The organism is Pseudomonas sivasensis, from assembly GCF_052938085.1.
The window spans coordinates 3,400,687-3,426,861 of record NZ_CP176442.1 but is presented as its reverse complement, the minus strand read 5'-3'; the positions used below and the strand labels follow the sequence as shown (position 1 = coordinate 3,426,861).

Genomic DNA, 26,175 nt, shown 5'->3' with positions numbered 1-26,175 from the left:
CAAAAAATTGAGGTCGTAATAGCGTTGTGCCTTAATCTTCTAGCTGTGAGCAAAGTATATGGATATGCGCGGCATTATCAGTTTGGTTGGCATGGCTGCTTTTTTCTCAACTCCAGCTTTTGCGGACACCGATGTAAAAAAAGAGATCATTGATCGATGCAAGGTTCAGATGGGGAGTTACGGATCAGCGATGGTGAAGGCTTGCGTTGATCAGGACCTAAGCGCAGTGGCTGAAATCAAGCAAATTCCAGACGAGTACAAGAAAACTGTGGCGCGTTGCATGAAGCAAATGCGCCAATACGGATTTGCCATGGTCAAAGCCTGTGCTGATCAGGATATTGAGGCCGACAAAGCACTTAAGGAGTACTGAGCTGGAGGCGCGTAATTGCCTGATTTGCGTTCGTACGCGCCGACCAATTATTCGTCGTTACTAAACCCACCGTTGAGTGGGTTTTTTTATGCTTGGTTTACAAGGAGCTGATTGTGTCTACTCGATACGCGAATCAATCCGGCAGTTTCGCCCTGAGCCTGGCCGAGTTTGCCGCTCAGACGGGTGAAGCCATTGATGCCAGTGTGCGAGAGATCATCATCGAGGTCGGCAGCAGCCTGATTCGCATGTCTCCCGTGGGTAACCCGGAGATCTGGGCGCAGAATGCTGTGGCGACGCAGTTCAACAAGGCTGTCGACGACCACAACAGCGCGCTGCGCAGCGACCCGGTGAACCTTACGAAGGGCGGGCGGCTGAAGAAGGGCCGCAAGCTCAACGACGGTATGGACCTCAAGGCGCCAGAGGGCTACGTCGGCGGCCGGTTCCGCGCGAACTGGCACATCTCGCTGGGCGTTGTCGAGAGTGTCACCTTCGACGAGGTCGACCCGAGCGGCGCAGAAACCACCGCAGCACTGGTGGCCGCAATGAGCGACTTCACCGCCGGCCAGATGGCCTACATCATCAACAACTTGCCCTACGCGATCCCGCTGGAGTTCGGCCATTCCACCCAGGCCCCCGGCGGCATGGTCCGGGTAACAGTGGCTCGCTTTCAGCAGATCGTGCTTGAGGCCATCAGGAACAACCAGGTATGAGTCACGCAATCATCGCCTCGATCTGCGAGGCAAAGCTCATCGCCTGGAACGCTGTCAGGTCGGAGAAGCTGAAGATCGTCTTCGAGAACACGGCCTACACGCCGGCGGCGGGCGAGACGTATCTGCGGGCTTTCACGATCCCGGGCGACACTGCGAGCAACACGCTCGGGGGCGATCACCGGCTGTTCACCGGAGTATTCCAAGTGAGCATTATCGCGCCGGTCGGCACCGGCAAGGCCAAGACTAATCCAATCGCATCAGAACTGACCGACCTGTTCCCTCTCTACGCGCGGGACACGAAGGGCGCGGTTACCGTGGTGACAATGTCGCCAGTTGACCAAGGGCCAGGCATCACTGGCGCTTCGACCTACACCGTCCCGGTCTCGTTCTTGTACCGAGCCGACACCAACTGATCCCGCCCATTGGGCAAACCCAGAGACCCGCCATTGAGCGGGTTTTTTCACATCTGCAAAGAGGAAATACCCCATGGGCTACAAACTCCCGAACGGCGGCACCTTCCAGCACGCCGCAACCTACGGCGCGGCACTGGCGTTCGCTGCCATCAGCAATGCGAGCGAGGCGGTGGCTACTGTTGTCGGCGGCACCATTGCTGCTGGCGATATCGTTTTGCTCACTTCCGGCTGGAGCAAACTGGATAGCAAAGTGGTGCGCGTGAAGGCGGCCACCGCCACGGCTATCACCCTGGAAGGTATCGACACCACCGATACTCAGGTTTTCCCGGCGGCAGGCGGCGCAGGTACTATGCGCAAGGTGCTGACCTGGGTGCAGATCCCGCAGATCTCGGACGTGGCCTTCTCCGGCGGAGAGCAAAACTACCTCGACGTGGTTTTCCTCGAAGATGACCAGGGCAAGCAGATCCCCACCGACAAATCAGCGGCAAGTATGGTGCTCACCATCGCCGATGACTCGGCCCAGGCTTTCAACGGGGTGCTGTTGAAGGCGGACGCCGGCAAGCAGATCGAAGCAGCGCGGCTGAACCTGCCCGGTAACGACACCCTGCTGTACGGCACCTACACGTCGTTCTCCAAGCAGCCAGCGGTATCCCGCAACAACCTGCTGACCCGTACCGTCAGCTTGGCGTTGCAGGCCGAGCCGACCCGCTACCTGACTGCGGCGGTGTAACCCATGGCCAAAATTCGTATTGCGCAAAGCGCTACGTTCAATGCGCCGGTGCTGATCCCGATCGTCGGCAGCGAACCCGAGAAGGTCGAGTTCACTTTCAAGTACCGGGATCGTACCGAGCTTGCCGCTCTGTTCGATGAGTGGAACGAGGCGCGGAACAAGGCGCGGGCCGCGCTGGGCGAGAAGCCTTCTTGGTCGGAAGTGGTCGCCGTGGACACCGAGCAGCAAACACAGCAAATCAAAGACCTGGTAGTCGGCTGGGGCTTCGATGACGAATACAACGACGACAACATCGTCGCATTCGTGAAGTCATGCCAGGGCGCTGCAGAGGCCGTCGTCAAGGCCTATGAAGGCGCGTATAGCCAGGCCCGCCTGGGAAACTGACCGACGCCGCCCGCGCCATGTACTCGCCGAGCGTGCCCGACGCGATTATCGGGATGTTCGGCCTTGCCCCTGGTGACTTGGTTGAAGAAGTGGAGGTCTGGCCATGCAACTGGCCGGCATTCCTTCTTTTCAACCGCATGTCCACCCAGTGGCGAGCAGGCGCCGGCGGCGCGATCGGTCTCGACTACAGCTGCATCCGCGATGTAGCCGGGTTCCTCGGCATCAAGAAAAAGAAACTCGCTGAAATCTTCCCTGACCTTCAGGTGCTGGAAGGCGAAGCCCTGCGCGTCATGGCGGAGGAAAGGGAAAACAGCCCGTAACCACGGGCACTTATTCAAGGTGAGTCGATGAATATTGCAGAGCTCGGCGTCAAAATCGACTCGGCCGATGCAATCCAGGCTAAGACGAGCCTGGACGAAATGGCGAAGGCCGGCGGCCGTGCCGAGCAGTCCGCTGTTTCGCTGATGAACGAAATGCAGGCGCTGGAGAAATCGCTTTCCACCAGTGCCAAAACCACCCAGGACCTGGCAAAGCAGCGTGATGCTCTCGCCAAGCTGACCAAGACCGGCGCCTATGGCGAGGCTGAGGCGGCGAAGATCTCCGCTCAGTTGGACAAGCAGCAGATCGCCCTGGCCAAGTCCGCCCTGGATGAACAGAAGGCCCTGAACAGCCTGCTGGGTGCCATTGACCCGGCTCGGGCTGCACTGTCCAAGCTGGACGCGCAGGTCGAGCAACTGGGCAAACACCTAGATGCCGGGCGAATCAGCCAGGACCAGTACAACAGCGCCCTGGGTAAGATCGACAAGGACTACACCAAGCTCGAAAAGACCACCACCGGTTTCGACAAACTGCGTCTTGGCACCCGTCAGGCGCAGGAGAACGTGGTGCAGTTGGGCAATGCGCTTTCCTCTGGTGACTGGGGTAGCGGCGTGCGTGCCGTGGCTCAGTTGGGCGCTGGTGCTGGGGCGGGCGCTGCTGGTCTGCTCGCAATTTTAGGGCCGTTGGCGCTGGCAACGGCTGCTGTTGGCGGTCTTGCATACGCTTACTACAAAGGCAGCGAAGAACAGGACAGCTACAACAAGTCACTGATCCTCACCGGTAACTACGCCGGTGTCAGCGCCGGTCAACTGGGCGACATGGCGCGGCAGGTCAGCGCAACCGTGGGCACTACAGGACAGGCAGCGGCGGTCTTGGCGATGCTGGCGGACAACGGCAAGATCGCCAGCGAGAGCTTCACCGGTATCACTCAGGCCGCAGTGTCGATGCAGGAAACCACGGGCAAGGCGGTCAGCGATACGGTGGCCGAGTTCGTGAAGCTGGCTGATGACCCTGTGAAGGCCTCAGCAGCACTGAACGAGCAGTACCACTACCTGACAGCCTCGGTTTACTCGCAGATTGCCGCGCTGGAAGAGCAGGGCGACCATGCTGGCGCCGTGAAGCTGGCCACCGAATCCTACGCCGACGCGATCAACGAGCGCACTCCGAAGATTCTGGAAAACCTGAGTTTCTGGGAGAAGGCATACAACGCTGTCGCCCAAGCAGCGGACGGTCTGAAAAACGCCGGCCGCCGAGACATCAACTCAGACATCGAGAATGCTCGCGCTGGCCTGGCTGAAGCTCAGGGCATGGATGGCCTGTTCCAAAGCCAAAAGTCCAAGGATGCATTGATTGAGTTCAGGCAAAACCGCCTGAACATGCTGGAGGACGAAAAGGCAGCTCAAGCGGACATTGCCAAGTGGGAGGGCGAGCAGGCCAAAGCCCAAGGAGCGGCAGTCACGGCAATGACGAAGGTTGATGCGCTGACCAAGTCGTCGTTGACCAATGAGCAAAAGCGGACAAAGGAGATTGAGGACTATAAGCAGCAACTCGCGGATATCCGGAAAGTTGCGCCAAATGATCCCCGTCTCCAGCAGGACGTTGTCGATAAAAACATCTCCAACATCAACGCCAAGTTTAAGGATCCCAAAGCTTCCAGCACGCAAGTCGACCTGACCAGCTTCAACGACGCCAAGAACGAGCTGGCCGCCATCACCGACACCTACAAAAACTACCAGAAGGAACTGGAAGCGGCTCAAAAGGCCGGCCTGCTGTCCGAGGAAGACTATCTGCTGCGGCGCCAGGCGCTGATCGGCAATCAGCTCGACCAAACCACGGCGGCCTACGAGGCTGAGATTGCCGCACTGGAGGCTGCCAAGGGCAAGAAGACTAATTCGGCAGCGCAAAGCATCCAGCTGGACCAGAAGATCGCCGACGCTCGCTCAGGGATGGTCAAGGCGCAGAAGGATGCCGATAGCCAGCTTGAGGTTCTGGCGACCAACGAGACCGGGCGACTCGCCAAGCAGGAGCGGGCGATCACCTCCTACGTGCAGGCGCTGGGGCAGCAACAGAGAGCCTTGGAGCTTGCAGGTCAGCGCGCAGTTCTCGGCGTAGGGCAGGGCGACCGCCAGAACGCGCTCAGCGGCGAACTGAACAGCCAGCAGGACCGTTTTGCTCAGCAGTCGCTGGAGCTTGCCAACCAGAAGTCTGATCCGTCGCGCAACATGTCGGAAGAGGAGTTCAAGCGGAAGTCTCAGGCGCTCGCAGATGCGAATAAGGCCGCGACGGACCAGATCCGGCAGAACTATGCGGATGTGGAGAATGCGCAGGGCGATTGGACGAAGGGTGCGACTGCAGCATGGGACAACTACCTGGACTCGGCGCAGAACATTGCAGGCCAGACCAAAAGCCTGTTCGGCAATGCCTTCAGCTCCATGGAGGATTCAATCGTCAACTTTGCCATGACCGGAAAGGCGTCGTTCTCGGACTTCGCCAAATCGATCCTGGCCGACATGGCGCGTATCGCTACCCGCCAGGCCAGCTCGGCACTGCTGGGTAGCCTGGTTGGTGCGGCGGCGAGCTACCTCGGCGGCAGCGCGGCCGGTGGTGGGAATGGTATGGCGGCTGGTTCCGCCGGTGCTACATCGTCGAACCTCGGCGCGTCCTCGGCTGGCTACTCCAGCACTTACTTTCCCCAGGCTTTGGGCGGCGCATGGTCGGGCGGTGTGCAGATGTTCGCCGACGGCGGCGCGTTCACCAACTCAGTCGTAAGTAAGCCCACGGCGTTTGGCATGGCCAACGGCAAGACCGGCGTTATGGGTGAGGCAGGGCAAGAGGCAATCATGCCCCTGACCCGGACGTCGAGCGGCAAGCTTGGGGTCATGTCCATGGGCGGCGGTGGATCCGGCTCAACGCAGATCAATGTCGAGGTGCACATCGATGGCGAGGGTAACGCCTCGTCCTCGGCTGATGCTCCCGGCTATGACCTGTTCGGCAAGGAGCTGGCCGCGTTCGTTGAGCAGAAATACCAACAGATGCGCAACAAAGACATGGGCCAGGGTGGCGTCATCAACAAAGCAATCAAGGGGCGCTGATGGCTATCGAACGTTTCACTTGGGCGACGGAGAAGGGCGCAGAGGGTGATATAGCCCAGCGCGTTCGCTCCAAGAAGTTTGGCGATGGCTACGAGCAGTCGGTCGAGGATGGCCTCAACAACCGGTCGCAGTCCTGGCCGGTGACCTTCACCGGTTTGAAGGGGCGTATCAAGGACATCATGGCGTTCCTTGACCGGCACAAAGGGGCGAAGGGCTTCCTCTGGGAGCCGCCCCTGGGTGAGCTTGGCCTGTACAAATGCAATGGCTACAAGCCTGTGCACCGTGGCGGCCAGGTCTACGCCATCACCGCGACCTTCCAACAAACCTTTCACCCCTGAGATAACAGCCCATGGCACTGATCACGGACATCCAGAAACTGGAGCCCGGCGGCGAGATTCGCCTGTTCGAAATTGACGGTACCGAATACGGCGCCGATTACCTGCGCTTCCACGGTCACGCTATCCCGCACACGCCAGAGGAATTGCTTGCCTACGAAGGCTCTGAAGAGGATCTGCCCGCCAAGTCGATTATCTGGCAGGGCCAGGAATACGCGGCCTGGCCTGTTCAGATTGAAGGCATTTCTTCTAGCAGCGACGGCACCGCCTCTCGGCCCACGTTCGCTGCCGGCAACGTCAACGGGCGCGTCACGGCGCTTTGCCTGGCCTTCGAAGACATGCTCAAGTTCAAGCTGACGGTCCGTGAGACGTTGGCCCAGTACCTGGACGCGGCGAACTACCCTGACGGTAACCCAACTGCTGACCCGACTCAGGAGGCGCTGGAGATCTGGTACATCGACCAGAAAACCAGCGAGGACGGCGAAGCGGTGGTCTGGGAGCTTTCTTCCCCCGGCGAGATCGACAACCACGGGCTGCCCGGTCGGCAGATGACGACGCTGTGCCATTGGGCAATGACCAACGGTTACCGGGGGCCGGATTGTGGTTATACCGGCGCCGCGATGTTCGACGACGAGGACAACCCCACGGATGATCCTGCGCTGGACCAGTGCAAGGGCTGCCTGTCGTCCTGCAAGCTGCGCTTCGGCGAGAACAACGAACTTTCCTTTGGTGGATTCCCCGCCGTGTCCCTGATCGCCCGGAGTTGACCATGCGCAAGCACATCATTGCCGCCATCCAGGCTCATGCGGCGGCCCAATATCCGAAAGAGTGCTGCGGGCTTTTGCTGGCTATCGGGCTGGCGCAGAAGTACTTCCCTTGCCGGAACATCGCCACGGAGCCGAACGAAGAGTTTCGACTTGATCCTGAGGACTACGCTGCGGCGGAAGACCTTGGCGAGGTGATCGGCATCGTTCACTCGCACCCGGACGCCACCAGCAGGCCGTCACCGCATGACTTGGCCATGTGCGAGGCCACGGCGCTGCCCTGGCACATTCTATCCTGGCCCGAGGGCGACATGCGCACGATCACGCCAACGGGCAGCACGCCGCTGCTCAAACGGCCGTTCGTGCACGGCGCCTGGGACTGTTGGCAGGTCTGCGCTGACTGGTATCAACGTGAGTGGGGCCTTGAGTTCGAAGCATTCCAGCGCACCGATGGTTGGTGGGAGAGTGCGGAGAACGCCAGCCTGTACGAGGCGAACTACGAGGCTGCCGGTTTCGTGCGTGTCGACCGCCCACAGCGTGGCGACATGATCGTCATGCACGTCGGGCGGACAGTTCACCCGAACCATGCCGGGATCTACCTAGGCACTGATCCGGAGCTACCTGGCGAGGAGTCGGGCGCGTTCGGCCCTGGCCCGTTCCTGCTGCACCACCTGTACGGCAGGCCGTCGGAAATTATCGTCTTCGGCGGCCCTTGGCATGATCGCGCTCGCCTGATTCTTCGTCATCGTGACGCTCGGTGATACAGTCGCAACTTTCAGGACGAGGATCGATCATGCGGATTTTGATAGCGGCGGTAGCGGTGGCGATGCTAGCGGGGTGCATGGCGCCGACGATGAATGAGGCGCGCCAGGCGGGGCCGTATAAGGTGCTGACCTCGAAAAAAACCGACGCCGCGCTGGCCAAATGCGTTCAGTACGAATGGCAGAACCAGTCGATCTTCGGCGGTACGCCTGGCGCAACCCTTCAGCCTGGCCGCGACACCGGATACACGGTATTCACCGAGGGATCTCAGTACTTCGTTGACATCCAGCCCAAGGGTTCTGGGTCCGAAGCGAAGTATTACGTAGTGGTCGGCAACTGGATTGCGAATAAGCGATTGACCGCGCTGCAAGGCTGCCTATAGGCCGCACCATTTCATCAAAGGCTCGCTTCGGTGGGCTTTTTTATTGTCTGGAGAAAACTCAATGGCAGCACTCGCCATCAATTACCAGCCCATGACTACGATCATGCTTTACGGTCAGCTTCGACAGTTTGGCCGGTCTTTCCGCATGGCAGTGAAGTCGCCGGCAGAGGCAATTAAGGCGCTGTGCGTGCAGATCCCCGGCTTCGAGCGATTTTTGTCGAACGCCAAATCAAGGGGGATTGAGTTCGCCGTATTCCGAGGAAAGACGAACCTGGCAGAAAAGGAGCTTGGATTTGCGGGCGGCGGCGATATTCGTATTGCCCCGGTCATCACCGGCAGTAAGCGCGGCGGGGCGCTGCAAACCATTATCGGTGCTGTACTGATTGTTGTCGGTCTTGTCATCACCGGCGGCACTTTCGGCGCAGGTGCGCCATTCGGTTCTGCGCTGATCATGATGGGCGGTTCTATGGTGCTGGGCGGCGTTATCCAGATGCTCAGCCCCCAGGCCGGCGGCCTGAAGACCAGCGCGGCGCCAGAGAACACCCCAGGCTATGCGTTCGGCAGCGCCAAGAACACCACGGCGTCGGGTAACCCGGTACCGCTCTGCTACGGCAAGCGCCGGGTTGGTGGTGCGATTATCAGTGCTGCCATTTATGCGGAGGATCAGATGTGAGCATGTCGATCAACGAACCTAATGAGCCAATGGTCCAGGCTGCGCTGGAGCACCTGGATTACCTGCGAGCTTCATGTCGGATCAATTTGAATTATTACATCGATGAGAGAGTTATCGCTGATCTTTACCGGATGATGGAGGCTGTTCGGTTGCGAAGTGCTCAGCCTCAAACTTAGCGATAAAGCTTTGATTTCTTTCAAGGGCGTACTGAGCCGCTTGGTCTAGATAGCCGCTATCAAATTCATACCGATCCACACCCCAGTCAGTGCCACCCAATGAGCGACGATTGATAGAGCGCATACAGATTGCGGCGTTGGCAAGCAATATGGCGGCTCTAGCGATTTCCCAGGCGATCAGCTCAAGATCCTTCCGTGTGTAATTGCGACTTTCTGGAGGTTGTTCTGGTTTAGCTTTCAGCGAGTTTGTAGCCAGCCCGTCATCGCCCTTGGTAACCGCCCACTGCCAGTGGGCGACAGCGTTTCTCTTCGGAATTGATTTTGTGAAGTCAGCGAGTCCCTCTAGGAGCGAGTCGTGCAGGGTGGCCGGACGGATTCGGTGCATTTCAGATTTGATTACGGTAACCATTTTTTCTGCATTCAGATTGGCCTTTGATACAAGCAAATACATCTGGCCTTTGTCGAGCGACATGACTGCACGAAAAATATCGTGAATGGAGCGCTCGCATTCTGAGTAGTTGACCATGATCTGGCCTATTTCTCGAAGTAGTTCCGGCTGCGGCCCAATTTGGTACTTCATGCGACGCTCCAAGTCATTGCGCCCATGTAGCTGAGCGTCCTAAAAAGGCAGAACGCTACTACTTCAGTGTCCGCTGGTGTTACTGGCATTCCATCCACGCTGTACAAATACCCACGCCGCCCATGAGGCGGTTTTTTATTGCCTGGAGAAAAGCATGGGCGCAGCACGCAAGATTGATATCCACGGCGCCAAGGGCGGCGAAGAGAAACCAAAGACGCCAACAGAAGCCCCGGATAGCCTGCGCTCCGTTGCCATCGCTAAAATTCTGATCGCGGTGGGCGAGGGTGAATTCGAAGGAACGCCCACGGCCAAGGACATTTACCTCGACAACACGCCGCTGCAAGACCCCCAAGGCAATATGAACTTCCCGAACGTGAAGTGGGAGTGGCGCACCGGAGCCGTGGACCAGACCTATATCCAGGGCATTCCCTCAATCGAGAACGAAACCACCATCAGTACCGAACTGCGTAGCGGCACACCATGGGTTCGGGCCATCACCAATACCCAGCTTTCGGCCGTGCGCGTTCGTTTCGCCTGGCCGGCGCTCCAGTCTGTGGATTCGAGCGGCAACATCAACGGTTATCGGATCGAGTACAAAGTTGAGCTGGCCACCGACGGCGGCGCCTACCAGCAGGTGCTAAGCGAGGCTGTAGATGGCAAGACCACCAGCCTTTACGAGCGCACTCGCCGTATCGATTTGCCAAAGGCGACCACTGGATGGCTGATGAAAATCACGCGCCTGACCGTCAACCAGAACAACAATAAAATTTCCGACACTATGCAGATCGCCGGCTTCACCGAGGTGATCGACGCGAAGATTCGATACCCGAACACCGCGCTGCTCTACATCGAGTTTTCAGCCGAACAGTTCCGCAGCATCCCGGCGGTAACCGTCGAGACCAAGCTGAAGAAGATGCAGGTGCCGAGCAACTATGACCCGGTGTCGCGTACTTACTCGGGCGTCTGGGATGGCACGTTCAAGCAGGCCTGGACCGACAACGCGGCTTGGATGACCTACGACATCACCACGGCCGACCGCTTCGGCCTTGGCCGCCGCATCAAGCCCTGGATGGTGGACAAGTGGGAGCTATACCGCATCTCGCAGTACTGCGACCAGCTAGTGCCGGACGGGAAGGGCGGCCAGGAGCCTCGCTTCATCTGCAACCTAAACCTGCAGAGCAAGGCTGACGCCTGGTCGCTGCTGCGCGATATCTCGGCGATTTACCGGGGCATGACCTACTGGGCCCAGGGCCAGGTATTCACGCTGGCGGATATGCCGCGCGCTACCGACTTCGACTTCGCCTACACCCGGGCGAACGTGATCGACGGCAAGTTCACGTACTCCAGTGCGTCGGAGCGCACCCGCTACACCCGGGCGCTGATCAGCTACGACAACCCGCTGAACAACTACGACACTGATGTCACGGCTGTGACCGACCAGAAGCTCCAGCGGCGCTATGGCGACAATCCGCTGGAGATCAGTGCCATCGGCTGTACTCGTGAGTCCGAGGCGCAGCGCCGGGGCAAGTGGGCGCTGCTCACCAACTCCAAGGATCGGGCCGTCAACTTCAGGGTAGGGCTCGACGGACGCATTCCGCTTCCTGGCTACGTGATCCCGATCGCTGACGAACTCCTGGCCGGTCGGCCGGTTGGCGGGCGCATCTCGGCGGTGAACGGCAAGGTCATCACCCTGGACCGCGACACCCAGGCCAAACCCGGTGACCGGCTGATCCTCAACCTGCCAGACGGCAAGTGTGAGGGCCGCACCGTGCAACTGGTAAGTGGCCGACAGCTCACCGTGACTGTTGCCTACTCTGTGCCGCCAGAGCGCGAACTCGTTTGGGCGTTGGACGCCGATGACCTGGCAATCCCGCTGTACCGTGTGGTCAGCGTGGCCCGGCCAGAGCCTGGCGTGTTCGAAATCTCGGCCGTCCAGTACGATCCGAGCAAGTTTGCTCACATCGACACCGGTGTGCGCCTGGAAGAAAGGCCCATCAGCGTCGTGCCGATCACCGTGGTACCAGCACCGGCGAGCGTCACCATCACGTCGAACTACTCGGTGGACCAGGGCCTGGCGATCAGCACCATGAACATCTCGTGGCCTGCAGTGGCTGGCGCGGTCGCCTATGACGTGGAGTGGCGAAAGGACAGCGGCAACTGGATCAAGCTGCAGCGCACTGGCGCGACAAGTGTGGATGTCACCGGCATTTACTCGGGTGCCTACATTGCCCGCGTACGCTCTGTGAGCGCGTTTGAAATATCGTCGATCTGGAAAAGCTCCAACCTTACCAACCTGGAAGGGAAGGTCGGATTGCCGCCGGCGGTGGCGTTTCTGAGCACCACCAGCGAATTGTTCGGCATTGGGCTGAAAGTGGGCTTTCCACCTGGTGCGGAGGATACCCAGCGAACCGAGTTTTGGTATGGACCTGCAAATGATCTGGCGGCCGCCACAAAGCTGACAGACCTGACCTACCCGCAGCCCGATTATCGAATGCAGTCACTTGCGGCCGGCGCGCAGTTCTTCTTCTGGGCGCGCTTGGTGGACCGCACCGGCAATGTGGGGCCGTTCTATCCGGCGGGCGATGGCGTGATGGGGCAGGCCAGCTCGGATGCCGGTCCTATTCTTGAGCTGCTCACCGGCAAGATCACCAAGACCGAGCTTGGCCAAGATTTGCTCAGTGAGCTGGACGGATTGCAGGATCAAATCGACAGCCTGGACGGTCTTGGCGGCTATGTCTCCACGCAGATCTACCTGAAAGGGCAGATGGTGGTGGAGGGGGATCGCATCTACCAGGCGAAGGTGGATGTCCCGGTCAACAACCCGCCGCCCAGCGCCACGTACTGGCTGGACGTGGGGCAATCGGTGGAAGCAGCCAACGGCCTTGCTCAGCAGGTCACCACCAACACGACCAACATCACCAAGCTCGATGGCGTCGTCACGGCTCAGGCCAGCGCCACAAATGCGCTGCGGGCTTCGGCGCGCGACAACAGCGGAAGCGGCGCCAAGGCCGATGCATTGAAGGGCTGGGCGAGTACTACCGCTATCGTCGAAGAGGCAAAGGTAAGGGCCTCTGCGATCGAGGCGGAAGCCACCAAGACTACGCAGTTGCAAGCCACTGTCGGGCAGAACACCGCGGCGATTCAGCAGACCTCTACGGCCCTGGCCAACACAAACGGCCAGTTGCAGACCTTGTGGTCGGTGAAGATGGAAACCACCGCCGGCGGCCAGAAATACGCAACATCGTTTGGCCTGGGCCTGCAAGTGGATCCTTCTGGAGTCTCGTCGCAATTCGTGGTCAGGGCCGACACGTTCATGCTTTTGAACCTGGAAAACGGCACGCCCGTTTCGCCTTTCTCGGTCACGGGCGGACAGACCTTTATCCGCTCGGCCTTCATCCGGGACGGCGCCATCACCAACGCAAAGATCGGGAACTACATCCAGTCGAACAACTACGTGGCTGGGCTCTCTGGATGGAAACTGTTCTTCGACGGGACCTTTGAAATCAACAGTTCTTTTGGTGGCCAGGCTCGGCAGGTGATCAATAGCGCGGGCGGTAAGGTCTTCGACGAGAACGGGATCAAGCGCTACCAGTGGGGAGACCTTTCCGCATGAGTTACGGGATAAGAGTGTGGGGGCCGACCGGCCTCCTTGAGCTTGATGAAAACTCCTTTACTGTGCGGGTTGTTTACTCGGAGATTGTTCAGGCTGGCGTTCCGGCTCCTGGGCGAACTCGCTATATATCCATTCCAGGCATTACCGCGGCAACACATTCCGCTGTCTGTGTTCCAGTTGCCGCTTACGATACTTCGGGGCAGAGTGCGTACGCAATTCAATACACTCCGGTTGTCGGGAATGATGGTGTAGTTGTTTATTTTGGGAACCCAGCCCGCTCTAGCGGTCCTCTTGGGCTTGCGCCTCAAAGGCTGTTGGTTATGAGGTATCGCTAATGACCTATGGTGTAACTTTCACAAACAACAGCAACGTAGTCACCCTTGATTCTGAGTTTGCGAGGCTCGTGGTTCTTGAGAAAGGATCGTGGTCGGGTAACGGCTCTGGCGTCTACGTACCTTTCTCTAAAACGATTACAACGGCCGAGCCTCCCTTGGTTTTTGTAAGGCCAAATCTTTCGGTAGCGCTTTGCTTTTGTGTGGTTCAGGGATCGGCCGGAGCTTGGACTGGGTTCTCTTTCTCGGGGATTGTGGGGCAAGGCACGTCTGGAAATTGGTTTGCCGCCGCCTTTAAGTCAGAGCCAACTGCAAAGTTCGGATTCCGAATTTGGGATGGGGCAGCCAATCTTCTATTTGACAGCGGTACGCCGTGTGCACAGTTCACGAGAACAATAACCGGATGGACCTATCTCGGCTCGTCTTCAACCGGGCAAGGAACGTCGCGATTAAGTTGGACTGCTGCATCTAGTCTCGCGTCTGGTGATTATATGTTGCTCAACAACATCGCGATGGATATTGCAGGCGGCACGTCTAGGCAGGGCAATATGTATGCCGTTTGGGAATATCAAAATGACAGGCTTGTAATTCAATCTGTGGGTGTGGACCTTACAACGTCTCTATACATCCCTGTGGTTTTCGCTAAGCCTGTTTCTTAGGCTTTTCACAACTTACTTTGAAATCAATAACCGCCATGAGCGGTTTTTTATTGCCTGGAGAAAACTATGGTTTGGCAAAGGGCTGGGACAGTCTCTGTTCAGAATGGCAGCACGACAGTTACGGGCACAGGCGTAGATTTCGCTGCGTCCTCCAGGGTTGGAGATTCGTTCGTCGGCCCGGATGGCGCAACCTATGAAGTCGCCAACGTCGCGAGCGCAACGGTTATCTCGATTCTGCCCGCCTACAGAGGCGCAACAGTCAGCGGTGCCTCCTACGCCATCATGCCGGTGCAGGGCTACGACAAGATGCTGTCGGACGCCTTCAATAATCTGAACAACCAGTTCGGCCCGAAACTGGCAGCCCTTGGCACGACTGGTAACTACGATATTTTGCCGGCGGATAAGGGGGGGACAGGGCGCACAGCTCTTGGCAACGCAGTGACGGCAGACCTCGTTACCAGCAAAACTGATACGACGGCGGGAAGGGTTATGACTGTCGGGTATGGTGGCCTCGGGGCCGTTTCAAATGGATATGAACCTGATTTGAACCTGATTGCATCCGCGCGGATGTTTTTTTGGGGGGCAGGACCAACAGCAAATATTCCCAGTGGCGCGGACTATGGCGAGGGCATCTCCTTTATGGGGGGCGACCCCTCAACTATGGCGATGATGCTTATCAGTCACGACTCAGACCGCACATGGATCCGAAGAAAGCGTGCCAATACCTGGCAACCGTGGGTCCAGGTTTACACAACAGCCAATACTACCCGTGCCGCCGATGGCACCCTTAAGGCGGTCTGATCATGGCTAGAGCAGCAATCAACATCCTTGGCGCAACGGGCGCGACCTATGATTTCGTGACCCAGGGCGATACAGCTGTGACATCGGCGAGATTGTCGAAGGGTGTTTATCAGATTGTCGGCTGCCTCGGCATGGTTCCCTTCCCTCCGGTAGACGACGGCTGGGGCTACACGGTCAACCAGATAGACTCACGAGCAGACGTTGAAATCGAGTTTGCCGACGGGCTGCTAACTGTGACAGTGACCAAGGACGGCGCCCCTTACGATCTGAAACACATGATAACCCTGCACATCCTTGTCCCAGATGCGGCGCCGTCACCACCGCCACCAATTCAGGCTTCTACCGATATCGTCGAGCAAGCCCCGGCGGAAGAAGCTGAGACCTAAAGCCTGCCTGAACACCACGCCCGCCATGAGCGGGTTTTTTATTGCCTGGAGAAAAGTATGACCACTTCCGAAAAAGACCGGGACATCCTGGCGCGCACGCTGTGGGGCGAGGCCCGCGGCGAAGGCCCGGACGGCCAAGTCGCCGTCGCCTGGACCATCCGCAACCGCGTGTTCGACGGCAAGGACAAGTCTTGGTGGGGTGAGGGGTACGCGGGCGTGTGCCTGAAGCCATGGCAGTTCAGCTGTTGGAACCAGAACGACCCGAACTATGCCTACCTCAGCGGCGCCAAACCGATCCCTGCTGCGCAGTTCGCCCAGGCCCAGCGCGCTGCTGACCAAGTTATAGCTGGCTCGGTACCGGATCCAACTGGCGGCGCTACGCACTACTACGCAACCACGATGCCCAAGGCACCTGCCTGGGTGGCGAAGGCCAAGCAGACGCTGCGCCTCGGGCACCACGTCTTCTTCAAGGATGTGCCGTGATGACGCCCGTGCAGAACTTGGCCGGGCTGGCGCTGCTGATCCTGGTGCTGATGGCCAGCGCCGCCGGCGTCACCTGGCAGGTCCAGGACTGGCGAATGGGCAAGAAACTCGCCGAGCAGGCCGGCTTGCACAAGGATGACCTGGCAGCGATCAGCAGTGCCGCCGCCGCCCAGGCCAGAACCCAGCAGGACAAACGCCTGGCCACTGAGCAGCAACTTGCCGCGCAGGACCAACAACACACGAAGGAGTTATCCGATGCCCGACGTAACCAGGCTGTTCTGCGCGATCGCCTTGCCACTGCTGATGTCCGGCTGTCAGTCCTCCTCGAGGATCCAGCCAGTGGCTGCGACGTGCCTTCCGCCCCCGGCGCCTTCAGCGTGGTTCATGCAACCCGTCGAGCCCAACTTGACCCAGCGCATGCTCAAAGAATTATCGCCATAACCGATGAAGGTGATAATGGGTTGATAGCATTACGAGCATGCCAAGATTACGTCCGAGCTATAAACCAATCTCATTGAAATTCAATAGTTCGCATGTCAGATAAGCCGTGTTATTCGGATTCATTCAGCAGCGGGTTAGTGAAAAAAACGCACCCTATCAACGTTGCAAATAAAGCTAAAGTTTCTTCCAGCTCCGGGTCTTCAAATAGTATCGAGCGCGAATCTAAGGGCGCATAGAGCACCATATAACCTACCATCGGGAAGGAAGATAGGAACACCAGCATAACTTTCTATCGCATACCGTTTAACCACTGCACGACTGGAGTATCTGCCGTCTTCGCTGATTTTAGGCATAAATAGTGCCTTAGGGTCTCTCCTGAGCTCGCTGCAGAGCGTGATTTCCAGCTCTAGCGTGTCACCAGCCTCTATCCCCATATGCAACGGGTCGTGAGCTGAGCAGACCACCCAGTCTGTTTCGGTGAACTTCGCGATCCCAGCAAATCGCATTCCCGTAAGACGTGTTACGAGTTTTAAAATGCTGGAGATCGCCTCAATTTCAGCTAAAGCTGATCGTTCATCTAAACTCAGCATAGAGTGCAAGGTGACTTCAGGGCTAACCATATTCCACCTATGCTGTGTTTAGCTGGGCGTGCCGTATTGGCTTATGAGAGATTGGGCAACAAAGCTAGAGTTGGCTGACCCATTTCCTATGTTCTGAATCGAAGAACTAAATCGTTTAGGTTGACGGCCAGACGAGAAAGTTCGTTGCTGGCTGTAAGCGTTTGCCGAGTGCCTTCACTGCTCTGCACTGCAAGGTCGCGGATGCTTATCAGGCTGCGATCGACATCCCGCGCCACGTGAGCCTGTTCCTCAGAAGCGGTTGCAATCTGGATATTCCTATCGTTAATTTCGAGCACGGAATCAATGATTTGGCGCAGCGACTGGCCCGCCTGTTCCGCAGTGTCTCGCGTGCTATAAACCTCGGATGTGCTTTTTTTCATTGATTCGACCGCGGCAGATGAGCCTGCTTGAATCGTGGATATCATCTGTTCAATTTCTTGCGTCGATGTTTGCGTTCGGTGCGCCAGCGCTCGAACTTCATCTGCGACTACTGCGAAACCGCGACCCTGTTCTCCTGCACGAGCCGCTTCAATTGCGGCGTTCAAAGCAAGCAAGTTGGTTTGCTCAGCAATCGCCCTAATCACACTCAGAACTTTGCTAATGTCTTGCGCTTGGCCTGCAAGTTCTCTTACCTGATCTGATGACACTTCAACCAAACCCGTCAAGCCACGCATCGCCGTCAAAGTTTCAGTGACTTTTTGATTGCCGAGATCTGCAGCCATGCTCGACTGCATCGCTGCTTCAGACGTGGAGTTGGCGTTTCGTGCAACCTCTTCAACCGCCGCACTCATTTCAGTTACTGCGGTAGCAGCTTGCTCTATCTCACTGTTCTGCTGCTGAAGTGTGCGATCAGCGCTTTCAGTGATCGACGTCATTTCGACGGCAGCAGTGCTCAGTTGGGATGAAGCTCCCGAGATTTCTAGAATTGTGTGTCGCAAATTTTTCTGCATCAGATTCAATGCATGCATCAAGCGCGAAGCTTCATCTGAACCTGTTACTTCAAGATCATGAGTAAGGTCTCCAGCAGCGATATTCTCCGCCAATTTTAGTGATGAGCTGATTGGAATAGTGATGCTATTAGTGAACAAAATCGCCAGGGCTATAGTTAAGATAAATGCCACGATTAGCACCGCTATCAAAACTTTGACGCTATGGTTATATACGTCGGTCGCGTCGACCCCAGATACCTCGGCTTGGCGTGTATTTTGGTCTCGCAGAAGCGTCAGCTGCTCTTGATAGGTGTTGGCTCTATTTGCCTGCTCTGTGTTGGCAAAAATGACAGCCTGATCATGATCGGATGAATCTAAAGCGATTACTTTTTTGAGACCTTCGATGTACGCATGCATAGCCTGGTTAGCCTTCGCGAACTGGATTTCGTCCTGCTCACCAGACATTAAATGTGCACGATAAAAATCAGTTTTTACCTGAAGTGTCTGCATAGATTCTTCGACCTTTGACAGTGAGAAATCATGCACATCTCTCGTGGTACTTGAGAGCATGCGGATACTTTCAAGGCGGGCGTGAAGGAGGGCGATCTGGATGTCGTCAATTACTTGGATACTTGGGAGGGAGTTTTGCTCAATGTCCTGCTCTGTAGCACGCAGCCGATCAATTTGAAGATAAGAGAAGCCTGCCAAGCTGATTAGCAGGAATGTGATTAGGCCAAAACAGACGAAGGCTCTTCGCGCGATACTTAAGGATCTCAATTTCATATAGGCATCCGAAGGCCGGATTTGGTGGCGTGGCATTTCCACGTCATTTTGCTGATCACGAACAAAGGCAGCCTTTTCATGCGGCACAGTGAATTCCATTTACAGCTTGCAGGCTTAAGGCTGAAACGAGGAACGCAAAAGAATGCATTGGAATGATAGAGGCGCTAAATAATTGCGCGCTAAGTAAATGCGTGTGCGCTCTGTCTGCTGAATTTGGCCCGTTTTGGTAGCGCGACGTCCGGGACGTGCCATGCTATGTGCCAGCGATTACAGGCAGAGCGCACAGCAGAACTCTCCGATATCATTGGATATGGACAGGGCACAATGGATAAGCGGCTTGCAGGCATTTCATTCCTGCTCACCCTCGGCTGGGTCTCAGCCGTCGTGTTCGTCATGTGGTTTTTCAGTTGATGGATACGGCTCGATAAGCTCCGAGCACAGAACGCACTCTGCAAGAAAGTCCGGGTCTGCATCCGCACCGGCATGTTCAATCCGGACGATCTACACCACCAAGCTGGACCAGCTCTGGTCAGTGGCCTGCAAGTAGCGATCACTCTGGTGCCATGAGAACTGCGAGCGTCAATTTGATGAACTCTTCGTTGTCGTCGATGGTGTGCAGCGCTCCCCGGATATTTTCTGCGACCTCGGCAGAGCCACGCTGCTCAACCCAGTTCGATAGCTCCATGATAGAGGCTTCAAGGGCTAATTGGTTTTCGTATAGCTTCGAGAGCAGGGAGGGGAGTAGATCTGAGTTTGGCATCGGCGTTCCTCTGTTGGAGTCAACAGCGTAGCAGCAGGTGTTTAGTAACCAGCACCAAAGTTATGATTGTTCGCTCTCGGCCAGAACCGGTCGCACACTATTTAATAAAACCTGGGCGATTCAGGTTCCCCCTGCATTTTGAATGCAAGCGCTCGGGGTTGGTTACTGCAATTGAATTACTGCAAGATTAGAGGGGCATCTGGCTAGCAACGTTGATTCCGCCTTGACTTTAGAGTAACGAAGTCCGAGGTAAAGGCGGCAAAAATTGGGCATGTCACTTTCTTAGACCGCCATGCTTTAGGCGAGAATGGCCCCAAAGCGAAAATGGCGTTAGCATTCCGCCTCACTCGGCTTAAACAGCCTGTTTTTCAGATCAGGGTCGCATCGTGGAAAAGCTAAAACGCCTCCAAAGTGGAATCGAAGGGCTAGACGCTCTGCTCAAGGGAGGGCTGGTCAAGGGCGCTTCATACATAATCCAAGGGCGGCCAGGGTCTGGCAAAACGATCCTAGCCAATCAACTTGGCTTCCATCATGCGAATAATGGAGGCCGGGTTCTGGTCGCCACACTGCTGGCCGAGTCACACGACCGTCTTTTTCAGTTTCTTTCTACTCTGAGCTTTTTCGACTCTTCCAAAGTGGGCGCCGAAATTCAGTTTGTCAGCGCATTTGACACCCTAGAAAACGAAGGACTGGACGAGGTTGTGAAACTGCTTCGGCGCGAGATAAGTCGCCAAAAAGCCACAGTGATGGTGGTAGATGGCCTGCTCAATGCTCGCTCAAAAGCCGACTCGCACATCGACACCAAGAAATTCATTTCTGAGTTGCAAGGGCACGCCGCTTTCGCGGGTTGCACTGTGCTATTTCTAACCAGCTCCCGTCTCGACGACGGCAGCCCTGAGCACACCATGGTTGATGGCGTAATTGAAATGGGCGAAGAGCTATTTGGCACTCGCTCGGTACGTCGTATTCAACTGCGTAAAACTCGCGGCAGTGGAGCAATGACAGGCCTCCATGAGTGTGAGATTACCGACGAAGGATTGGTGGTTTACCCTCGACTCGAAAGTCTTTACAGCCACCCGTCCGCCCCTGACAGCGCAGACATGACGCGTATTCTTAGTGGCATTGGTTCGCTGGACGGCATATTGGGTGGAGGCCTTTACAGTTCCAGTGTGTCTCTGGTCATGGGCCCCTCCGGCATTGGTAAAACGACTCTGGGTCTCAAATTCCTTGCAGAGTCGACCGTCGATGCTCCAGGTCTGCATTTTGGCTTTTACGAAAGCCCACAACGGTTGCGACTCAAAGGCCAATCACTGGGTATCGATATCAAGGGTATGGAGGACAGCGGCGCCTTGAGCATTGCCTGGCAGCCCACCACTGAAGGCCTGCTGGATGGGCTGGGCGCACGACTGCTGAGTATCGTTGAAGAAAAGAGTATCAAGCGCCTGTTCATAGATAGCCTTAGCGGTATGACGCGAGTCTCCACAAATCCGGCACGAATTACTGACTTCTTCAGTGCGCTGATGAATGAGCTGCGATCGAGGGGCGTAACCGTGTTTGCATCCTGGGAAATGCGTGATCTATTTGGCTCCGAGGTAAGCGCGCCAAACTCTGACCTGTCCAGCATCGTCGACAACCTGATGCTTATGCGTTTCTCTGAGAATCACTCTGAACTAAGCAGGACGCTTTCCATTCTTAAAGTACGAGACAGTTCTTATGACCCCTCGCGCTTTGAGGTAGTCATCCATGATAAAGATGTTTTCCTGACAAAGGCTTCAAGACATGAACCGTCAGTCCCCACTGAGACACCTCCAGGTTCGATTTCTTAAGCTTTTGCGTGGGTTGAACTGAAATGACCACCATCTTGGTCGTCGACGACGAGTATTTGATCGCTGACATTCTCAGTTTCGCGCTGGAGGATGAGGGGTTCATGGTGGTAACCGCCAGCAACGGCCGAAAAGGGCTGGACGTGCTCGAAAGAGAACGGCCTGCATTGATCATTACAGATTTCATGATGCCAGTCATGGACGGCCTAGAGTTCGCTACAGCTGTTCGAGCACTTCCTTCCGCTAAGGACTTGCCTATCATATTGATGAGCGGTGCTCAGGCACACATCGGTATGCAGAGATCGGATCTGTTTGATGCAGTATTGGCAAAGCCATTCGATATCGATTTGATCATCGCCGAGGTTAGAAAGCTCTTAGGTTCCGAGTAGCTCTCAGCCGCTCAAGACAATTTGAATCACCCTGGTTTTCGTAGACATTCTTGGTGTCCGTTTTTGGACGACAGAATTCATCAACAACCGCTTAGGGTCGATTTCAGCCGGTCCCGACAGGCAGCTATTGGCCGTTTTCTGTCCGTCGCGAGAGGCAGGAAACGGCCAGGAGCGGACCGTCGGTTTGAGCCATTCTCAAGGCATGGCAACCAGCGTTCACGGTGAAGGTCAGATTGCATTAGCGTAGGCTCCAGCCTGCCTTTCACAAAACCTCAATCTAAGTTAGCGTGCACTTTTGCATGATTGGAAACGCTTAATGAAGACAGTGATTGAACGGCTGGAAAAATGGTTAGAGGCCCATCTTCCTGAAGTACGTCGGGATCTGGCCCCGGGCTGTTCGGATGCTGCAATCGAAGAGTTCGAAAGCCTTGTTGGCCGACCTTTTCCAGAAAACTTGAAGCAGCTCTACAGGTTGCACGACGGGCAACACGGTGCTGCGAATTCAGGGCCCTTTTATGGACTTAGTTTTCTGTCGCTGGCAGCGGCCAAGGCACATTGGGAGTCTTGGAAAGATATCATCGATGAGTGGTCGCCCGAAGAAATGACCGAGGCGAGTGCATTCTGCACTTCGGGAAACTCCGGCGCTATCCAGGCTCTATACGCCAACAGATACTGGATACCCTTCGCCTTCGACTACGGTGGCAATCATCTCGGGGTTGATTTGGATCCAGGGGAGCGCGGAACCTTGGGACAAGTCATTAATTTTGGCAGTGACGAAGAAGATAAATACGTTGTGGGCAGGTCCGTTGATGAGTTTATGGAGTGGCTGGTCGATCAACTCGAAAGTGGTAACTTCGCAATCAGGGAGGAGGATGACGGTTGGCGAAGCTTGAACACCAAGGAGCCTGAAATGCTCCATTTTTTGGACGCGGTTCCCATTCTGTTTGGGGCACAATCTGTCAGGTGAACCGGCAAGATCGCCAATTGGGTTTACGCAAGTAGAGAGCTAAAGGGGGCAAATGTATTTTCCAGAAATCCCCCCTTTTTTGTCTCTATCCTCTTTCTTCTCGGAGCCATAGACGTTCTGGACGAATGACTGCTTTTGGCTGATTGCTGCCCGTCACAAACGGCCAGAAGCGGACATTCAAAGCGAAATCAATTCATTAGTGAGTGCGACTCAGCAGAGTCCTTTACAAAATGTACGTTCGAGAGAGTGGTCGCAGAAGAATGAGCGTCGCAGTGGCCCCCATTCCTCTGTTAAGCAAGTCCGCCTGAATGAACTGGTCTCAGATAAAGATAGTACCGCGTAAGTACAGCGCGCCGTGGCCGCTGATAATGACTCGGTCGCTGTCCAGGACTTCACAGTGCAGTTGACCCTTGCGCGCCCCACCTTGTTCTGCACTCAGGCTGCGCTTGCCTAAGCGCTTGGCCCAATAGGGCGCCAGAGAGGTGTGGGCTGAGCCGGTAACCGGGTCTTCATTCACGCCCACTCTAGGGCCGAACCAGCGAGAAACAAAGTCGAAGTGACGGCTCGGAGCGGTAACCGCGACACCGCGCACGTTGAACGCGGCCAGCGCAGTAAAGTTGGGATTGAGGCCGGCGATGATGGCATCATCCTCGACCACTACCACGTAATCATCTGTGCGATAAAGCGCATCGATCCGTTCCAGGCCCAAGGCTTGCAAAAGGCCTGGCGGGACAGCTACGAGTTCAGGCTGCTTGGCCGGGAAGTCCATGGCCAGGCGTCCGCATTCACGGCGTACCCGCAATTCACCACTGCGAGTGGAAAAGCGCAGTATGTCGCTGTTTTCACCAAGCTGTTCGAACAGCACCCAGGCAGCTGCCAAGGTGGCATGGCCACACAGGTCGACTTCCACCGTGGGAGTAAACCACCGCAACTCGAACACCTCACCGTTACGCACAACATAGGCGGTCTCGGACAGGTTGTTCTCTGCGGCGATTTGTTGCAGCGTCGCATCAGGCAACCAAGCCTGCAGCGGACAAACCGCCGCTGGGTTGCCACCGAAAGACTCAGAAGAAAAAGCGTCTACCTGGAAAATATCGAGTTGCATGTTGATCATTCCTGCCCGCTTGCGTTTTCTGTAGCCCGGATCTGCTCCAGGTAGTTGTAGATTGTGTATCGGGTTACTCCGAGCGCGGCAGCGGCTTTTTCAATCCCACCTTTGACGATGAATATCCCGCGATCCTGCATTTGCCGTACAGCCTCAACCTTTTGAGGTTTTTTCATCCCTGCCACACCGCCGGGACAAGCGACCTGAATGATTTCCGCCATCAACTGCTCCATATCTCTCGGCTCATCGGCGCGCGATTCAGGCGCGCCTTCCAGACCTAGAATTCCAGCGAGAACAGCGTGGGCGGCGGCAACACCGCTCAAGTCTGCATTGATACACAGACTGGCGAAAGGTTGCCCGCTGCTGTCGCGATATACCACGGTGGAACTACGGAGCAGACGGCCGTCAGGCGCGAGTGTCGAATAGTTCTCCACCATTATGGGATCAGAGCTTGAGTGATCTTCCATGGCGCGCCTGACGGCGATGAACCCTAAGTCCTGGCGTGGGCCGCCCAACACTGAACCGTCCACCTTTCTGCCAGTGACATGACCATTGGCGATGGCAAGGATGGACCGCTCCGGGTTGGCTAGGTCATGTAACACGATCTCCGTGTGAGGGCCTACCGCATTACTGAGCATTTTGAGGGTGCTATGAAGCACATTAAGAATCAGCTTCCGCTCGGTTGGTGATACTTCAGAAGCCGTCATTGGTGCCTGCAAGTGATTTATCGAAGGCCGAGAAAATATCAACAATAAGTTTAATTATCAATTTTTTGTTGAATTAATAGAATTTACGAATCGTCCCGCTCGTTTTCCTGACAGGCAGCTTTGGGTCGACTGCGGCCCTTCGTAAGGGTCAGCAATCGGCCAAAAGCGGTCAGTCGTCCCTACGAAATTTTGGACGATTCAGCGTGCTACCTGAGGGCAGTAGCTTGTTAAAGGAGTTGGGTAACATCTTCATCGGTGTCACGACTATGCACAGCTGTTATGAAAGTGATACACGAGCCTGTGCAAGATTATTAGCCGGAAGGCGAGCCCGCGCTGATGCCCGTCAGCACCAGAAAATAAGGAGATTGATCATGTGGCTCAAACATGTGGCATTTGCGCTGTTGATTTGCCCCCTCGTCACCGCATGTTTCAGCGAGCCTTTTCAGCCCCCTACGGCTGATGCTGACTTATGGGAGAAGCCGGGAGCGAGCAGGAATGATGTCTTGGCGTCCATGCTAGCTTGCGGTGAGAAAAATGGCTCCGGCATCGATCCTAATGCCAGCTTCCAAGAGATGGCCCAGCGATTTGTATGTATGAAGCGTGCGGGCTATACCCGGCGTGACGGTTTCGACATCTGTGCATTGCACCCGAAGGAGCCGTTGAAGGCCTGTGAGTCGGCGCAATGAAGCCATAAAGGCGTCGCACGGTATTGAGGGAGTCGGCATTGAACTCTTTAGGGTGAATTGGCCCAAGTATTTATAGGTACATGCGACTGACTGCTTCCGACCCAAAGCTGCCCCTCATGGAAGGCAGGAATCGGCCAAAAGCGGTCATCAGGTGTCTACAGAAACAGGGGCTATTCAATCAGCCATCCAGACCGTTGGAAAAATCCTCCTAATGCTCACATATCAAGAGCGGACTGGTACTTCGCTATTGCAGAAAAAACCTTTAAACGAGCTCGGTGCAATAGCACTCTTACGTTAGTCAGCGATATCCCAAGAAGCGTAGAAATTTCGTTTAGATCCAACCCAGAGCGCTCCCTCAATATCAATACGCTTCTCTGCAATTCCGGTAGAGTCTCGAGAGCAATGTTGATGCGAGCATATAGCTCGGATTCGCTCAGAAGTGCTTCAGGGCTATCTTCATGCGATATCACGGAAGGAGTGTAGGAATAATCACCTACGACTAAAACGCCTCCTCCCTCAATCCACGAGGTACATGGAATACAATTCGACTCACTTCGCCGAGCTTTATATCGGCACTTCGCCGTATTGGACGTGACGGCCATCATCCAGGTTCTTAAGCTAGATCGTCTCTGAAATTTGCCTATGCCTTTCACAATCGCAAGCCATGCCTCTTGCACTACGTCATCTGCATGGTGCCGCCCCACGATTCCATAAGCTATGGCCTTCATGGCTCCCTGATGCGTGCACACCAAATCACGATATGCGTCTTGTTCTCCGCGCAATAGGCGGTCCAAAAAATGAGCGTCATCCTTGGCGTTCATGGCAGTACCTAACTGTGGTCGTATCATGATCGTAGCTGTCCTTGGCAGAGATGACGGTTCGGATCATGAAATGCCTAACCACTCATCGCACTGCATCGCTTGATAATCTCGGATACTCATCGCACTCGAGCCCTCAAGAGCACATACGGATCAACCCATTCACTAGATGCACAGCGAAGAT

At 56.1% G+C, this 26,175-nt stretch carries 28 protein-coding genes and 1 pseudogene; 22 read left to right on the top strand and 7 right to left on the bottom strand.

What is annotated here, in order from left to right:
- Positions 1-64: 64 nt before the first annotated feature.
- The 12 genes from ACKZ62_RS15855 to ACKZ62_RS15800 all read left to right on the top strand — a co-directional run bounded on the left by ACKZ62_RS15855 (position 65) and on the right by ACKZ62_RS15800 (position 8,933).
- Positions 65-370 carry a hypothetical protein gene (locus tag ACKZ62_RS15855; protein ID WP_427584153.1) on the top strand — a complete coding sequence of 102 codons (306 nt, stop codon included), beginning with the start codon at positions 65-67 and terminating at the stop codon, positions 368-370.
- Between the two features lie 113 nt (positions 371-483).
- Positions 484-1,080, top strand: coding sequence for a hypothetical protein (locus ACKZ62_RS15850; RefSeq protein WP_427584152.1), 597 nt, complete (start codon positions 484-486; stop codon positions 1,078-1,080).
- Positions 1,077-1,493, top strand: a complete 417-nt coding sequence (locus tag ACKZ62_RS15845; protein ID WP_099602670.1) for a phage tail terminator-like protein — start codon at positions 1,077-1,079, stop codon at positions 1,491-1,493. The genes ACKZ62_RS15850 and ACKZ62_RS15845 overlap by 4 nt, the downstream gene beginning before the upstream one ends.
- A gap of 73 nt (positions 1,494-1,566) precedes the next feature.
- Positions 1,567-2,223, top strand: coding sequence for a phage tail protein (locus tag ACKZ62_RS15840; protein WP_447095510.1), 657 nt, complete (start codon positions 1,567-1,569; stop codon positions 2,221-2,223).
- 3 nt (positions 2,224-2,226) lie between these two features.
- Entirely contained in the window at positions 2,227-2,607 is a 381-nt protein-coding gene (locus ACKZ62_RS15835; protein ID WP_099601326.1) for a phage tail assembly chaperone, read from the top strand.
- A gap of 17 nt (positions 2,608-2,624) precedes the next feature.
- Positions 2,625-2,927: a DUF1799 domain-containing protein gene (locus tag ACKZ62_RS15830; protein ID WP_012724063.1), complete on the top strand. Its 303-nt coding sequence runs from the start codon at positions 2,625-2,627 to the stop codon at positions 2,925-2,927.
- 27 nt (positions 2,928-2,954) lie between these two features.
- Positions 2,955-6,017, top strand: a complete 3,063-nt coding sequence (locus tag ACKZ62_RS15825) for a phage tail tape measure protein (RefSeq protein ID WP_447095509.1) — start codon at positions 2,955-2,957, stop codon at positions 6,015-6,017.
- Entirely contained in the window at positions 6,017-6,355 is a 339-nt protein-coding gene (locus ACKZ62_RS15820; RefSeq protein ID WP_095184924.1) for a phage tail protein, read from the top strand. Before ACKZ62_RS15825 ends, ACKZ62_RS15820 begins: the two co-directional genes overlap by 1 nt.
- A gap of 11 nt (positions 6,356-6,366) precedes the next feature.
- Complete coding sequence (locus ACKZ62_RS15815) at positions 6,367-7,119, top strand: phage minor tail protein L (protein ID WP_447095508.1); 753 nt, start codon at positions 6,367-6,369, stop codon at positions 7,117-7,119.
- 2 nt (positions 7,120-7,121) lie between these two features.
- Positions 7,122-7,877 (top strand): C40 family peptidase, encoded by a 756-nt coding sequence (locus ACKZ62_RS15810; protein ID WP_447095507.1) that lies wholly within the window; start codon positions 7,122-7,124, stop codon positions 7,875-7,877.
- A gap of 32 nt (positions 7,878-7,909) precedes the next feature.
- Positions 7,910-8,260 (top strand): hypothetical protein, encoded by a 351-nt coding sequence (locus ACKZ62_RS15805; RefSeq protein ID WP_447095506.1) that lies wholly within the window; start codon positions 7,910-7,912, stop codon positions 8,258-8,260.
- A 61-nt stretch (positions 8,261-8,321) separates the two neighbouring features.
- Positions 8,322-8,933, top strand: a complete 612-nt coding sequence (locus ACKZ62_RS15800) for a tail assembly protein (RefSeq protein ID WP_447095505.1) — start codon at positions 8,322-8,324, stop codon at positions 8,931-8,933.
- A 111-nt stretch (positions 8,934-9,044) separates the two neighbouring features.
- Here the strand turns inward: ACKZ62_RS15800 and ACKZ62_RS15795 are convergent, their stop codons facing one another.
- The gene (locus tag ACKZ62_RS15795) at positions 9,045-9,689 is read right to left on the bottom strand and encodes a hypothetical protein (protein ID WP_099601865.1); all 645 of its coding nucleotides are present in this window, start codon (positions 9,687-9,689) and stop codon (positions 9,045-9,047) included.
- A gap of 154 nt (positions 9,690-9,843) precedes the next feature.
- Between ACKZ62_RS15795 and ACKZ62_RS15790 the strand changes: the two genes are divergently transcribed.
- The 6 genes from ACKZ62_RS15790 (at position 9,844) to ACKZ62_RS15765 (ending at position 16,481) form a co-directional block, all read left to right on the top strand.
- On the top strand, positions 9,844-13,302 hold the full coding sequence (locus ACKZ62_RS15790) for a TipJ family phage tail tip protein (RefSeq protein ID WP_447095504.1): 3,459 nt from the start codon (positions 9,844-9,846) through the stop codon (positions 13,300-13,302).
- Between the two features lie 334 nt (positions 13,303-13,636).
- Positions 13,637-14,293 carry a hypothetical protein gene (locus ACKZ62_RS15785; protein ID WP_447095503.1) on the top strand — a complete coding sequence of 219 codons (657 nt, stop codon included), beginning with the start codon at positions 13,637-13,639 and terminating at the stop codon, positions 14,291-14,293.
- A gap of 66 nt (positions 14,294-14,359) precedes the next feature.
- Positions 14,360-15,094: a hypothetical protein gene (locus ACKZ62_RS15780; protein WP_447095502.1), complete on the top strand. Its 735-nt coding sequence runs from the start codon at positions 14,360-14,362 to the stop codon at positions 15,092-15,094.
- A gap of 2 nt (positions 15,095-15,096) precedes the next feature.
- The gene (locus ACKZ62_RS15775) at positions 15,097-15,480 is read left to right on the top strand and encodes a phage tail protein (RefSeq protein ID WP_421560706.1); all 384 of its coding nucleotides are present in this window, start codon (positions 15,097-15,099) and stop codon (positions 15,478-15,480) included.
- Between the two features lie 57 nt (positions 15,481-15,537).
- A complete protein-coding gene (locus ACKZ62_RS15770; protein WP_421560647.1) occupies positions 15,538-15,963 on the top strand; it encodes a cell wall hydrolase in 426 nt (141 codons plus the stop codon).
- Positions 15,963-16,481: a lysis system i-spanin subunit Rz gene (locus ACKZ62_RS15765; RefSeq protein ID WP_421560648.1), complete on the top strand. Its 519-nt coding sequence runs from the start codon at positions 15,963-15,965 to the stop codon at positions 16,479-16,481. Before ACKZ62_RS15770 ends, ACKZ62_RS15765 begins: the two co-directional genes overlap by 1 nt.
- A 32-nt stretch (positions 16,482-16,513) precedes the next feature.
- On the opposite strand, the pseudogene ACKZ62_RS15760 reads toward ACKZ62_RS15765, so the two are convergent.
- The 3 genes and pseudogenes from ACKZ62_RS15760 to ACKZ62_RS15750 all read right to left on the bottom strand — a co-directional run bounded on the left by ACKZ62_RS15760 (position 16,514) and on the right by ACKZ62_RS15750 (position 19,496).
- Positions 16,514-17,024 (bottom strand): annotated as a pseudogene (locus tag ACKZ62_RS15760) (GAF domain-containing protein).
- Positions 17,025-17,110: 86 nt separating this feature from the next.
- Positions 17,111-18,736 (bottom strand): methyl-accepting chemotaxis protein, encoded by a 1,626-nt coding sequence (locus ACKZ62_RS15755; RefSeq protein WP_099602640.1) that lies wholly within the window; start codon positions 18,734-18,736, stop codon positions 17,111-17,113.
- 550 nt (positions 18,737-19,286) lie between these two features.
- Positions 19,287-19,496: a hypothetical protein gene (locus ACKZ62_RS15750; RefSeq protein ID WP_095184905.1), complete on the bottom strand. Its 210-nt coding sequence runs from the start codon at positions 19,494-19,496 to the stop codon at positions 19,287-19,289.
- A gap of 383 nt (positions 19,497-19,879) precedes the next feature.
- Here ACKZ62_RS15750 and ACKZ62_RS15745 point away from each other — a divergent pair, with 383 nt between their 5' ends.
- The 3 genes from ACKZ62_RS15745 (at position 19,880) to ACKZ62_RS15735 (ending at position 22,675) form a co-directional block, all read left to right on the top strand.
- The gene (locus ACKZ62_RS15745; RefSeq protein WP_164558489.1) at positions 19,880-21,322 is read left to right on the top strand and encodes an ATPase domain-containing protein; all 1,443 of its coding nucleotides are present in this window, start codon (positions 19,880-19,882) and stop codon (positions 21,320-21,322) included.
- A 23-nt stretch (positions 21,323-21,345) separates the two neighbouring features.
- Positions 21,346-21,708 carry a response regulator gene (locus ACKZ62_RS15740; protein ID WP_099602621.1) on the top strand — a complete coding sequence of 121 codons (363 nt, stop codon included), beginning with the start codon at positions 21,346-21,348 and terminating at the stop codon, positions 21,706-21,708.
- A 316-nt stretch (positions 21,709-22,024) separates the two neighbouring features.
- Positions 22,025-22,675, top strand: a complete 651-nt coding sequence (locus ACKZ62_RS15735) for an SMI1/KNR4 family protein (protein ID WP_099602620.1) — start codon at positions 22,025-22,027, stop codon at positions 22,673-22,675.
- A gap of 319 nt (positions 22,676-22,994) precedes the next feature.
- On the opposite strand, the gene ACKZ62_RS15730 is transcribed toward ACKZ62_RS15735, so the two are convergent.
- Entirely contained in the window at positions 22,995-23,780 is a 786-nt protein-coding gene (locus tag ACKZ62_RS15730; protein WP_122754061.1) for a PhzF family phenazine biosynthesis protein, read from the bottom strand.
- Positions 23,781-23,785: 5 nt separating this feature from the next.
- Complete coding sequence (locus ACKZ62_RS15725) at positions 23,786-24,487, bottom strand: helix-turn-helix transcriptional regulator (protein WP_122753961.1); 702 nt, start codon at positions 24,485-24,487, stop codon at positions 23,786-23,788.
- Between the two features lie 371 nt (positions 24,488-24,858).
- On the opposite strand from ACKZ62_RS15725, the gene ACKZ62_RS15720 reads away from it, so the two are divergent.
- Entirely contained in the window at positions 24,859-25,173 is a 315-nt protein-coding gene (locus tag ACKZ62_RS15720; RefSeq protein WP_099602350.1) for a hypothetical protein, read from the top strand.
- Between the two features lie 215 nt (positions 25,174-25,388).
- Here ACKZ62_RS15720 and ACKZ62_RS15715 read toward each other — a convergent pair whose 3' ends face one another.
- Positions 25,389-25,994, bottom strand: a complete 606-nt coding sequence (locus tag ACKZ62_RS15715) for an RNA polymerase sigma factor (RefSeq protein WP_065881608.1) — start codon at positions 25,992-25,994, stop codon at positions 25,389-25,391.
- Positions 25,995-26,175: the final 181 nt, after the last annotated feature.